The sequence below is a fragment of the Lysobacter sp. KACC 24251 genome (assembly GCF_057747755.1).
The window spans coordinates 579,449-591,483 of the sequence record NZ_CM173222.1; the positions used below are offsets into that span (position 1 = coordinate 579,449).

At 68.1% G+C, this 12,035-nt stretch carries 9 protein-coding genes; 6 read left to right on the plus strand and 3 right to left on the minus strand.

All coding sequences use genetic code 11. The features are described from left to right. Positions 1-19: 19 nt before the first annotated feature. Positions 20-1,546: a sigma-54-dependent transcriptional regulator gene (locus tag AC3ARF_RS02680; protein WP_498930040.1), complete on the minus strand. Its 1,527-nt coding sequence runs from the start codon at positions 1,544-1,546 to the stop codon at positions 20-22. Positions 1,547-1,627: 81 nt separating this feature from the next. Continuing rightward, on the minus strand, positions 1,628-3,292 hold the full coding sequence (locus tag AC3ARF_RS02685; RefSeq protein WP_498930042.1) for a sensor histidine kinase: 1,665 nt from the start codon (positions 3,290-3,292) through the stop codon (positions 1,628-1,630). A gap of 138 nt (positions 3,293-3,430) precedes the next feature. Between AC3ARF_RS02685 and sucC the strand changes: the two genes are divergently transcribed. From sucC to AC3ARF_RS02700, 3 genes are all read left to right on the plus strand, one after another. Continuing rightward, positions 3,431-4,597 (plus strand): ADP-forming succinate--CoA ligase subunit beta, encoded by a 1,167-nt coding sequence (gene sucC / locus AC3ARF_RS02690; RefSeq protein ID WP_498930044.1) that lies wholly within the window; start codon positions 3,431-3,433, stop codon positions 4,595-4,597. A gap of 14 nt (positions 4,598-4,611) precedes the next feature. Continuing rightward, positions 4,612-5,487 (plus strand): succinate--CoA ligase subunit alpha, encoded by an 876-nt coding sequence (sucD, locus tag AC3ARF_RS02695; RefSeq protein ID WP_498930046.1) that lies wholly within the window; start codon positions 4,612-4,614, stop codon positions 5,485-5,487. A 106-nt stretch (positions 5,488-5,593) separates the two neighbouring features. Continuing rightward, entirely contained in the window at positions 5,594-7,228 is a 1,635-nt protein-coding gene (locus AC3ARF_RS02700; RefSeq protein WP_498930048.1) for an NAD+ synthase, read from the plus strand. Between the two features lie 301 nt (positions 7,229-7,529). Here AC3ARF_RS02700 and AC3ARF_RS02705 read toward each other — a convergent pair whose 3' ends face one another. Then, complete coding sequence (locus AC3ARF_RS02705) at positions 7,530-8,387, minus strand: outer membrane protein assembly factor BamD (RefSeq protein ID WP_498930050.1); 858 nt, start codon at positions 8,385-8,387, stop codon at positions 7,530-7,532. A gap of 90 nt (positions 8,388-8,477) precedes the next feature. Between AC3ARF_RS02705 and rluD the strand changes: the two genes are divergently transcribed. The 3 genes from rluD to AC3ARF_RS02720 are packed head-to-tail and all read left to right on the plus strand — an operon-like array spanning position 8,478 to position 12,016. Further along, entirely contained in the window at positions 8,478-9,452 is a 975-nt protein-coding gene (rluD, locus tag AC3ARF_RS02710; RefSeq protein ID WP_498930052.1) for a 23S rRNA pseudouridine(1911/1915/1917) synthase RluD, read from the plus strand. A 56-nt stretch (positions 9,453-9,508) separates the two neighbouring features. After that, a complete protein-coding gene (gene pgeF / locus AC3ARF_RS02715) occupies positions 9,509-10,366 on the plus strand; it encodes a peptidoglycan editing factor PgeF (protein WP_498930054.1) in 858 nt (285 codons plus the stop codon). Positions 10,367-10,375: 9 nt separating this feature from the next. Further along, positions 10,376-12,016, plus strand: coding sequence for a SulP family inorganic anion transporter (locus tag AC3ARF_RS02720; RefSeq protein WP_498930056.1), 1,641 nt, complete (start codon positions 10,376-10,378; stop codon positions 12,014-12,016). Positions 12,017-12,035: the final 19 nt, after the last annotated feature.

Genomic DNA, 12,035 nt, shown 5'->3' on the forward strand with positions numbered 1-12,035 from the left:
TGAGGCAGCGCGGCGGCGCTCAATCAATCCCCAACTTCTTCAACTTGTACCGCAGCGCTCTAAACGTGATCCCCAGCGACGCCGCCGTCTTGGTCTTGTTGTAACGGTTTTCCTTGAGTGCGTGCTCGATCGCGGCACGCTCCACTTCCTCGATGTACGAGGGCAATGCGCTGGTCGCGGTGTCGCGCGGGTCCAGGGTGCGCGGGTCGATACCCGCGGCAGCCGCTTCGGAGGGAGTGTTGGGCGACGGGCCAAACGTCGTGTTGAACGACGAACTGCTGAACCCGCTGCCGGTTGAACTCGGCTGAGTTGCAGCGGTGCCTCCGGCCGGGGTGGCCGGTCGCAGGGTCGGGTGCGGAAGGCCGTGCGGTGTCGGCGCCGGCGCGCTGGGCATGGGCAGGCACAGGTCCCCGGCGGTGAGCGTGTCCCCATCGGCCAGCGCCATCGCCCGTTCCAGCACGTTTTCCAACTCGCGTACGTTGCCGGGGAATGGGTAGCCACGCAGCGCGGCCAGTGCGTCCTGTCCCAGGCTGGCGGTCGCGCGGCCCTGCTGGGTCGAGAGCCGCTGCAGTATCTTGGCGGCCAGGCCCGGCAGGTCGTCCAGACGTTCGCGCAGCGGCGGGACGCGCAGTTCGATCACGTTGATGCGGTAGTACAGGTCCTGGCGGAAGCGGCCTTCGGCCACCATCCGCGCCAGGTCCTTGTGGGTGGCCGAGAGGATACGCACGTCCACCGGCACTTCGACATTGGCGCCCACCGGCTTGATCGACTTTTCCTGGATGGCGCGCAGCAGCTTGACCTGCATGTGCATGGGCAGCTCGGCCACCTCGTCCAGGAACAGGGTGCCGCCGTCGGCGGCCTGGAACAGGCCCGGCTTGTCGGCGTGGGCGCCGGTGAAGCTGCCCTTCTTGTGGCCGAAGAACTCGCTCTCCATCAACTCGGCGGGGATCGCGCCGCAGTTGACGGGCACGAATGGGCCGTCGGCGCGGCCGCCTTCCGAGTGGATGGTGCGGGCGACCAGTTCCTTGCCCACGCCGGACTCGCCGGCGATGTAGACCGGGGCCTGGCTGCGGGCGACCTTCGCCAGCGTGGCCCGTAATGCAGTCATGGCCGGGGACTCGCCGTACAGGCGGGCGGCGACGGTGTCGACCACGGCGGCCGGTGGCGGCGCCTTCTCGCGCAGATCCAGGGCATGGCGGACCATGTCGCGGAGCATCCCCAGCTCGACGGGCTTGGACACGAAGTCGAAGGCGCCGGCCTTGAGCGCCTCCACCGCGGCTTCGACATTGCCGAAGGCGGTGATCATCGCCACCGGGGTCTCGGGGTACTTTTGGCTGATCTCGGCCACCAAGTCCATGCCCGAGCCGTCCGGCAGGCGCATGTCGGTCAGGCACAGGTCATAGCGGTGGTGCGCGAGCTGGTTGCGCGCGTCGGCGAGGCTGGAGGCGGTATCGCAGCGCAAACCCATGCGGCCCAAGGCCATGACCAGGAGCTCGCGAATGTCGCGTTCGTCGTCGATTACCAGTGCACTACGGGTTTCTGCCATCCGATCCTCCGGCGCCGACGATAACTGATGGCGGCCCGAGGGGCCAAGCGCGCCGTGGTGGGTGGGTCAGATGGAGCGGATTCAGGCACGGCGGGCGATGGCCGGCCCCTGCAGCCGCAGGCGGAAGCAGGCGCCCCCTCCGGGAACCGGCACGTAGTCCAGACTTGCCTGGTTGGCGCGGCACAGTTCGCGGGCAATGTAGAGGCCCAGACCGGTGCCGTGGCTGGAGGTGGTGAAGAAGGGGCGGAACAGGTTGCTCTGTACACGTTCGGGGATGCCGGGCCCGCGGTCAAGCACTTCGATCAGCGGCTGGCCGCTGCCGTCCTGGGTCACGCGCACGCTCACGCGCGCGGGCTGGCCGGGCATGCGGCCATAGGTGAGGGCGTTGTAGACCAGCACCGTCAACACCTGCTGCAGCTGACGCGGGTCGATCAGGGCGGGAATGGAACCCTTGGGGGTGACGGCCTGAAGCGTGTCGTCCTCCAATGGGTGGCCGTGCCGGTACTCCTCGACAAACTGGCGCACCAGCTCGCCCAGATCCACGTGCTCGGGCTTGGCGTGCTCGCGCCGGGCCAGGCCCAGCACGTTTTCCACGATGCCGTTCATGCGGGTTCCCTGCTGGCGGATGATTTCCAGCAGGCGGCGGTCGGCGGTGGGGATGTCGGGCGACTCCTCCAGCAGCTGCACCGCGTAGTTGATGGCGGCCAGCGGGTTGCGGATCTCGTGGGCCAGGCTGGCCGAGAAGCGGCCGAGCGTGGCCAGGGTCAGGGATTCGGCACGGCGGGCGGCCAGCACGGTGTCATCAAGGAAGATCAGCACCTGGTCGCTGTTGGCCAGCAATCGGGTGAAGCGCGGCACCACCTCCGGCTGGTCCGGGGCGATGAGCATGGGGCTGCTGTCCGTGTCGCCGGCCCGCCATTGCTTCAGGCGGCGGGCGAGTTCGGGCATGGCGACACCCAGGTGGCGGATGCCGTGGGCATCGGCGTCGCCCGCGTCGCCCATCAGCAGCGAGGCGGCCTCGTTGGCGAGGCGGATGTTGTCCTGGCCGTCCACCAGCATCACGCCGGTGCGCATGCGACGGATGATCAGTTCGTTCACTTCGGTCAGCTGAGCCGCTTCCGCGCCGCGGCTTTCGGCGAGGCTGTAGCCCTCGCGCAGCTGCCGGCCCAGGGTGCTGGTGAGGGCGGCCAGCGCCAAGTAGGCAGTCGATGTGAAGAGCACCTGGCCGAGGGTCAGGCTGGTCGCATCCTCGACCACGCGGCTCCACGCAAACTCACCCACCAACCCGGCAGAGGCCAGCGCCGCGATGGCCACGCCATAGCGCGTTCGCAGCAGCAATGCAGCCGCGCCCACGTTGAAGGCCAGCATCAGGGCGATGCTGGCGCCGCTGTGGGGAAGCGCGTGGATGGCAAGAATGCCCAGGCTCAGGTCGGCGGCCACGCCTACCATGGTGTGGATGCGCACGTCGCCCCGGCGGCCCAGCAGGAACAGCGCTACGGAGACGAACAGATAGGCCAGGGCCAAGGCCCGCGCGAACACCGGATGGCGCGCTTCGCCGGCCAGGTCGGGGAGGGGGCCGAACAGGACGAAGACCAGCAGCGCCGCCTCGAACACCCGGTACAGGGTGAAGAAATACAGTTCCCGGCGCAGCGCGCGGTCGGCGTCGGTGGCGTCCAGGGTGAGGCGGGGCAAGAGCAAGCGGGAAGGTCCAGCGGGGGCTTCGGGGCGAGTATAGGCGGTGGCCATGCGGCCGGCGGGGTGGCCCCCACCCAAGGTCGGTTTTGCCCGGGGCGGCCCGATCGGCGACAATGGCCGGCCCCATTGCCTGCGCGCCGGCCTGCCGGATGCCCCGCATGGGATGACTCCAACTCCCCTCGGTGACGCATGAACTTTCACGAATACCAGGCAAAGCAGCTCTTTGCCGATTACGGCATCGCGGTGCCGGTCGGTGTGGTTGCCCGCACTCCCGACGAGGCTGTCGCAGCCGCCAAGACCATCCCCGGCGACTTGTGGGTGGTCAAGGCGCAGATCCACGCCGGTGGCCGCGGCAAGGCCGGCGGCGTCAAGCTGGCGCGCTCGTATGACGAAGTGAAGCAGTACGCCGCCGCGATGCTCGGCACGAAGATGGCGACCTACCAGACGGCCGGTGTCGAACTGCCGATCGATGCGGTGCTGGTCTGCGAAGGCACCGACATCGCCAAGGAGCTCTACCTGTCGGTGCTGGTGGACCGCGCCACGCGTTCGGTCACCTTCATCGCCTCGGCCGAAGGCGGCATGGACATCGAGCAGGTGGCCGCCGAGAAGCCGGAAGCGATCCAGACGCTGCACGTGAACTACGTGCAGGGCCTGCAGGCGTTCGAGTGCCGCAACCTGGGCTTCGCCCTGGGTCTGGACGCCAAGCAGGTCGGCCAGCTGACCAAGATCATGCTGGGCCTGTACAAGCTGTTCAACGAGAAGGACCTGGCGCTGGTCGAGCTGAACCCGCTGGCGATCCTCACCAACGGCAGCCTCGCGGTGCTGGACGGCAAGATCGACTCCGACGACAACGCCTCGTTCCGCCATCCGGAACTGGTGGCGATGCGCGACATCCGCCAGGAAGACGAGACCGAGGTGCTGGCCAGCCAGCATGACCTCAACTACGTCACCATGGACGGCAACATCGGCTGCATGGTCAACGGCGCCGGCCTGGCGATGGCGACCATGGACGTCATCAAGCTCAACGGCGGCGAGCCGGCGAACTTCCTCGACGTGGGCGGCGGCGCGACCAAGGCGCGCGTGACCGAGGCCTTCAAGCTGATCCTGTCGAGCGACAAGGTGAAGGCGATCTTCGTCAACATCTTCGGCGGCATCGTCCGCTGCGACATGATCGCCGAGGGCATCATCGCCGCGGTGAAGGAAGTCGACGTCAAGGTGCCGGTGATCGTGCGCCTCGAGGGCACGAACGTGGAAGCCGGCAAGGAGCTGCTGAAGAACTCCGGCCTGGCCATCACCCCGGCCGACGACATCAACGACGGCGCGAAGAAGGCCGTTGCGGCCGTCGCCGGCAAGTAAGGAACAACGACACCATGAGCGTTTTGATCAACAAGAACACGAAGGTGATCGTGCAGGGCTTCACCGGCTCGCAGGGCACCTTCCACGCCGAGCAGATGCTCGACTACGGCACCAAGGTCGTTGGCGGCGTAACCCCGGGCAAGGGCGGCACCACCCACCTCGGCCTGCCGGTCTTCAACACGGTCGCCGACGCGGTCGCCGAGACCGGCGCCGACGCTTCGGTGATCTACGTGCCGCCGCCGTTCGCGGCCGACGCGATCATGGAAGCCGCTGATGCCGGCATCAAGGTGATCGTGTGCATCACCGAGGGCATCCCGGTGCTGGACATGCTGCGCGTGAAGAACGTGCTGAATGGCTACGACGACGTGGTGCTGGTCGGCCCGAACTGCCCGGGCGTCATCACCCCGGGCGAGTGCAAGATCGGCATCATGCCGGGCCACATCCACATGCCGGGCAAGATCGGCATCGTGTCGCGCTCGGGCACCCTGACCTATGAAGCGGTCAAGCAGACCACCGACGTGGGCCTGGGCCAGTCGACCTGCATTGGCATCGGCGGCGACCCGATCAATGGCACCAACTTCATCGACGCGCTGAAGTGGTTCCAGGACGACCCGCAGACCGAAGGCATCATCATGGTCGGCGAGATCGGCGGTTCGGCCGAGGAAGAAGCGGCCGAGTTCATCAGCCAGTACGTGACCAAGCCGGTCGTCGGCTTCATCGCCGGTGCCTCGGCGCCGAAGGGCAAGCGCATGGGCCACGCCGGTGCGATCGCTTCGGGCGGGTCGGGCACGGCCGAGGGCAAGTTCGCCGCGATGGAAGCGGCGGGCGTGACCACGGTGAAGTCGCCGGGCGACCTGGGTGCGGCGATCGCCAAGCGCCTGGCCAAGTAACCGGTTGCGCTGATGCTGTAAGGGAAAGGCCACCTTCGGGTGGCCTTTCTTGTTGTTGAAGCCTCTATCATGGTTTCTTCGAAGGGCAGGCATGACGGAGCGGCTGATGGGTACCCCCTTGCGCATCGCAATGGCGCAGTTCGACTTTCCGGTGGGCGCGGTGCAACGCAATGCCGAGCGCATCGCGGAAATGATCGCCACCGCGCGCGACGAGTACGAGGCGGACATCGTGCTGTTCCCGGAACTGGCGATCAGCGGCTATCCGCCGGAGGATCTGCTGCTGCGGCCATCGTTCCTGGCTGAGTGCGAGGCGGCGTTGCAGCGGGTGGCCGCCGCGGCCAAGGGCATCGTGGCGGTGGTGGGCTGGCCGCAGGCGGCGGGTAGCGTGGTCTACAACGCCGCCAGCGTGCTGCGCGATGGCCGCGTCGAGCATACCTACCGCAAGCGTGAGCTCCCCAATTACGCCGTCTTCGACGAGCGCCGCTACTTCGATGTCGATCCCGATCGCGAGGACTGCGTGTTCGAGGTCGACGGGGTGAAGGTCGGACTCATCATCTGCGAAGACCTGTGGTTCGACGAGCCGATCGCATCGACGGTACGCGCCGGTGCGCAACTCGTGCTGGTGCCCAATGCCTCGCCGTTCGAGCGCGACAAGCACCTGCAGCGCGACGCGCTGATCGAGGAGCGCGCGCGCGACCATGGCGTGGGCATCGTCTACCTCAACCTGGTGGGCGGGCAGGATGCCGTGGTATTCGACGGCGCGTCCGTCGTGGCCGACGGTGATGGTGCCGTGCACCCGGCGGCGGCGGCCTTCACCGACCAGTGGCTGGTGGTCGATTACGACGCGCAGGTGCGTCGCTTCGCGGCCTGCCAGTGGCAGGAGGATGGCGACGAGAGCCGCGAGGCGCTGGCGTGGCGGGCGGTGGTGCGCGGCACGCGTGACTACTGCCAGAAGAATGGCTTCACGAAGGCGTGGCTCGGGCTCTCAGGCGGGATCGACTCCGCGCTTGTGCTGGCCATCGCGGTCGATGCGCTGGGGGCGGACAACGTCACCGCCGTACGCTTGCCGTCACGCTACACCGCGGACATGTCCAATGACCTGGCCCTGGAACAGTGCCGTGAGCAGGGCGTGCGACTGCTGGACGTGCCCATCGAGCAGCCGTTCCAGGGCTTCCTGGGGGCGCTGGCGGACGCGTTCGAAGGGCGCGATGTCGATGTGACCGAGGAGAACCTGCAGTCACGCTGCCGCGGCGCGATCATGATGGCGTTGACCAACAAGTTCGGCGGACTGCTGCTGACCACCGGGAACAAGAGTGAGTACGCGGTGGGCTATGCCACCATTTACGGGGACATGTGCGGCGGTTACGGGCCGATCAAGGATCTGTACAAGTCCGAGGTGTTCGCGCTTGCGCGTTGGCGCAACACCGTGGGTGATCCCGTGATCCCGATGGGGGTGATCACGCGGGCGCCCAGTGCGGAGCTGCGCGAGAACCAGAAGGATCAGGATTCGCTGCCACCGTACGACGTGCTCGACGCGATCCTGCTGCGCCACGTGGACCAGGAACAATCCCGCGACGAGATCGTGGCGGCGGGGTTCGCCGCCGAGACCGTGGACCGCGTGCTGCACCTGGTGCGGATCAGCGAGTGGAAGCGACATCAGGCCGCGCCGGGGCCGAAGGTCTCGCGGCGGGCGTTTGGGCGTGAGCGGCGTTATCCCATTACCAACGGGTACAAGGCATAGCGTGACAGCTCGCGGTGCGGTGCCATGGGCTTTGCTCCTCCCTCCGTCGCGGCAGTCCTGCCGCGAGTCGGGCCGCGGGCCATCCCTGGCCCGCTTTCCGCAAAGCCCATGACACCGCCCCGCCTGCCAACGTTGCGGGTGGATTTGGGGATGCAAAAAACGACAACGCCGCACTAGGCGGCGTTGTGGGCTGACCTGGACGAAGTCGCCGGCTACTCATCCGAAGTCCCAGCGCGTCTCGCGCGGCTGAGGCGGCGTTGTCGATGCCCATCGGCAACGTCGCCCCCACCAAGGCGCAAACTCAATCCATATCCAGCGCCGACTTCTCACCCGCAAACGGATTCAGCTTGCGCCAGTTTCCCGGGTAGTCGGGCCAGTTGCCGGCCAGGTACGGGTGGTTGGGCGCCTTTTCCTGCAGCACGCGCTTGGCCTCTGCGGCCAGCGCCTCGTTGCCCAGCCCGGTGTAGGCGGCGGCCAGCGTCGCTACCGCGTCGTTCTCGTACGTGCTCTGCGGGTAGGTTTCCAGCAGGTGCTTGGCCCGCGTCACCGAAGCCACGTAAGCGGTGCGGCGCAGGTAATACAGCGCAACGTCGAGCTCGTGGCGGGCGAACAGGTCGCGCAGCTCGTTCATGCGCTTGCGCGCATCCTCGGCGTAGCGGCTGTTCGGGTAGCGGTCGGCGACGATGGAGAAGTCGTTGTAGGCCTGGTTGGGCGTGGCCAGGTCGCGGCGGCTGGCGTCCAGGCGCCACACGCGCTGCAGGAACACCGTGTCGCGGCTGGAGTTGACCAGCCCGCGCAGGTAATACAGGTACGCGATGTTGCGATGCGTGGGGTAGGTACGGATGAAGCGGTCGATGCTGCTGATCGCGTCATCGTGCTTGCCGGCCTTGAACTGCGCGTAGGCGGTCTCGATCAGTGCCTGCTCGGTGTAGTCGCCGTAGGGGTACTGGGCGACCAGGCGCTTGTAGGTCTGCTCGGCCGAGGCCCAGTTGCCGTTCTTCATCGAGGTGTGGCCCTTGTCGTAGAGCTGCTCGACGGGCTGTCCCTCGTTGGCGTTCTCATCCTTGAACATCTTGCCCATGCGGGCGCAGCCGGAGCCGGCGACGGTGATGGCCAGCAACAGGGCGGTGATTCGCAGCGGGGCGGAGCGTTGGGTCATGGTCGGATTCGACGGGCGCTTGGGGCACGAAGGCCCGATAATAGCAGCCCCTGCCCACCAGCCCCTTAACCGGGCGCGAGAGCCAGCCAGATGACCCAGGCCCCCCAGATCCTGACCGCCACCGTCCCGGACGAGGCCGCCGGCCGTCGTTTCGACGCGGTGCTGGCCGAACTGTTCCCCGATTACTCCCGCTCGCGACTCTCGGCCTGGATCAAGTCCGGCGATGCGCGCCTGGACGGCGAGACCGCCCGTCCGCGCGACCCGGTGCGCGGCGGCGAGACGGTCAGCGTGACCGCGGTGCTGGAAGTGCAGACGCACTCCGAGCCGGAGGACATCGCCCTCGACGTGCTGTACGAAGACGAGCACGTGATCGTCATCAACAAGCCCGCCGGGCTGGTGGTGCACCCGGGTGCCGGTAATCCGGCCGGCACGCTGGTCAACGCGCTGCTTCACCGCGATCCGACGCTGGCCAACCTGCCGCGTGCGGGCATCGTCCACCGCCTCGACAAGGACACCTCGGGCGTGATGGTGGTGGCGCGCACGCTGCCGGCGCACACCGCGCTGATCGAGCAGCTGTCCGGGCGCCAGGTGCATCGCCAATACCTGGCCGTGGTGGTGGGCGCGCTGGTGTCCGGCGGCACCGCCAATGCGCCGATCGACCGCCACCCGCGCGACCGCATCCGCATGGCCGTGCGCGATGACGGCAAGGACGCGGTGACCCATTTCCGCCTGCGCGAGCGCTTCCGCGCGCACACCCTGCTGGAGTGCCGGCTGGAAACGGGCCGCACACACCAGATCCGTGTGCACATGGCGCACCTCAAGCATCCCATCGTCGGCGATCCGCTGTACGGTGGGCCGCTGAAGTTGCCCAAGGGCGCGTCGCCGGAGCTGGTGGAGGCGTTGCGTGGCTTCCGTCGCCAGGCGCTGCACGCCGAGACGCTGGAGTTCGCACACCCAGTCAGCGGCGAGCCGATCCGCTGCAGCGCGCCGATGCCAGCCGACATGCAGGCGCTGGTGAAGGTGCTCCACGACGACACCAAGGCGGCGGCCGAATCACGCCGCTAACGACCGTCGCTGGCCCAGTGGGCTGCCATCCCCCCATCCGCAATGGGAGTTGCGCAATGACCGATCCGCTCGACCTGCCCGGCGCGCCCTGGCTGCGCACCGACTGGCCCGCGCCGCGGGGCGTGCACGGTTTGACTACGCTGCGCCATGGGCTGGGCGTTTCGAAGGCGCCGTTCGATACCTTCAACATGGGCAATTGCACCGCGGCCGAGGGCGACGACCCGGCGGACGTGGCGCAAAACCGGGCCCTGCTGGTGGCGCAGGCCCGTTTGCCGTCACCGCCTCGCTGGTTGCGGCAGGTGCATGGGGCCGGGGTGGTGCGGTTTGGCGAGAACGCGGGGGCGTTGGCCGGCAGCGCAACACGCGCGATCGGAATCACAGCACCTGCTGCTGAAGCCTCGCCTGCGGCGCGGGCCTTGCCGGAGGCGGACGCCTCGGTCACGTCGCAGCCGGGCGTGGTCCTTGCCATCCTCACCGCGGATTGCCTGCCGGTGCTGTTCTGCGCCGACGACGGCAGCGAAGTGGCGGCGGCGCACGCGGGCTGGCGCGGGCTCGCCGACGGCGTACTGGAAGCCACGGTGGCGGCGATGCGCACGCCCCCGGAGCGGGTGCGCGCCTGGCTGGGTCCAGCCGCCGGCCCGCAGCGCTACGAGATCGGCGTGGAAGTGTATGACGCGTTTGTCTCCCGGGACTGGGGCGCGGGCAGTGCCTTTACCACCACCCGCGAACATCATTGGAACGTGGACCTGTACGCGTTGGCACGCCGTCGCCTAGCGGCGGTTGGAATTCCCGACGACCGCGTCAGCGGGGGCGATCTGTGCACGCTCTCCGCGCCGGAGCGGTTCTTCTCGCATCGTCGCGACAGGCGCACCGGGCGGATGGTGTCGCTGGTGTGGATAGAACCGGGCCGCTGATCGCGGTGTATGGTTTTGCACCGGCCTGATGGCCTCAGGGACGTCCTTGTGTCCAACTCCGCTCCTGTTTCGCGCAGATGGTTCGTCGCGGGTGACCTCAACGGCTTCTTCGGCCTGGTGGTCGACAACCTGTCGATCCTCGGCTTCATCGCCATGGCCCTGGTCGGCATCTTTGGCCTGCCGGCGGACGTGGTGTACGGGCGCATGTTTCCCGGCACCGCGCTGGGTGTGCTGGTCGGCAACCTGATCTACACGGTGATGGCGCGGCGGCTGGCCGCGCGCACCGGCCGCGAGGACGTCACCGCGATGCCGCTGGGACTGGATGCGCCGACCAGCATCGGCATGGCGCTGCTGGTGCTCGGACCGGCGTTTGCCGGATTCAAGCAGGCGGGCATGGACGAGGCCGCGGCGGCCAACGCCACCTGGCAGCTGGGCATGGCCTCGCTGATGGTGATGGGCGTGCTGAAGTTCGTGCTGTCGTTCGCGGGCGAGGCGGTGACGCGGCTGGTGCCGCGCGCGGGCCTGCTGGGCTCGATCGCCGGCATCGCCCTGGTGCTGATGGGTTTCCTGCCGCTGGTGGAAGCGCTGCGCTCGCCGGTGGTGGGCTTCGTGACGCTGGGCCTGCTGCTGTACGTGCTGGTGGCGAAGGGCCGGCTGCCGGTGAAGCTGCCGGGCGTCTTCGTCGCCTTCGTGTTCGGCACTGCGTTGTATTACGGGTTGGGCGCGCTGGGCCTGGGAGCCCCCGGTTTCCAGTGGCCGCAGGCGACCCCGCTGACGGTGGCCTTCCCGTGGCCCAGCCTGGGCTTCGTCGAAGGCCTGCCGTACACCGTGCCGTACCTGCCGTTGCTGCTGCCGTTTGGCCTGTTGATGGTGGTGGGTGGCATCAACGTCAGCGAGAGCGCCCGCGCGGCCGGCGACGACTACCGCACCCGCGACATCCTGCTGACCGAGGCGCTGTCCACGCTGGTCGCGGGCCTGTGCGGCGGCGTGGCGCAGACCACGCCCTACATCGGCCAGCCGGCGTACAAGCACATGGGTGCGCGCAGCGGCTACACCCTGCTGACCGGGTTGTTCATCGGCATCGGCGGCATGCTCGGGCTGGTGTCGGGACTGGTGCAGTGGCTGCCCCTGGCGGTGCTGGCGCCGATCATCGTCTACGTGGCGCTGGACATCGCCACGCAGGCGTTCCAGGCCACCCCGCCGAAACACACCACCGCGATGGTGCTGGGGTTCCTGCCGTCGGTGGCTTACATGCTGTCGATCAAGGTCGGCAACCCGGCGTGGATCGCACCGGACCACTTCGCCCAATTGATGCGGGCAGGCGACAGCCACGGCCTGCCGGAGATGGCGGTGATCGTGACCTTGGGCAATGGATTCATCATCACCGCGATGATCTGGATCTCCGCGGTAGCCGGGATGATTGATGGGCGGCTGCTGCGCGCTGCCGGCTTCCTGCTGGCGGGAGCGGTGCTGGCGCTGTTCGGCATCATCCACTCCGTGCACCCGCAGGGTGGCATCTACCTGCCGTGGGTGCTGGAAGGGCTACCGCGCCAGATCTCGTGGCAGTTCGTTGGGGCCTATGTCGCGTTGGCCGCACTGTTGGCTGCACTGTCCTTGCAGCGCGAGCCGATACCAGGCGCGGCTCCCTGACGGCTCCAAACACCCCCGC

Coding starts and splice junctions, on each gene's coding strand:
- AC3ARF_RS02685 (WP_498930042.1), bottom strand. CDS start 3,292: ATGGCCACCGCCTATACTCGCCCCGAAGCCCCCGCTGGACCTTCCCGC.
- sucC (WP_498930044.1), top strand. CDS start 3,431: ATGAACTTTCACGAATACCAGGCAAAGCAGCTCTTTGCCGATTACGGC.
- AC3ARF_RS02705 (WP_498930050.1), bottom strand. CDS start 8,387: ATGACCCAACGCTCCGCCCCGCTGCGAATCACCGCCCTGTTGCTGGCC.
- sucD (WP_498930046.1), top strand. CDS start 4,612: ATGAGCGTTTTGATCAACAAGAACACGAAGGTGATCGTGCAGGGCTTC.
- AC3ARF_RS02720 (WP_498930056.1), top strand. CDS start 10,376: ATGGTTTTGCACCGGCCTGATGGCCTCAGGGACGTCCTTGTGTCCAAC.
- rluD (WP_498930052.1), top strand. CDS start 8,478: ATGACCCAGGCCCCCCAGATCCTGACCGCCACCGTCCCGGACGAGGCC.
- pgeF (WP_498930054.1), top strand. CDS start 9,509: ATGACCGATCCGCTCGACCTGCCCGGCGCGCCCTGGCTGCGCACCGAC.
- AC3ARF_RS02680 (WP_498930040.1), bottom strand. CDS start 1,546: ATGGCAGAAACCCGTAGTGCACTGGTAATCGACGACGAACGCGACATT.
- AC3ARF_RS02700 (WP_498930048.1), top strand. CDS start 5,594: ATGGGTACCCCCTTGCGCATCGCAATGGCGCAGTTCGACTTTCCGGTG.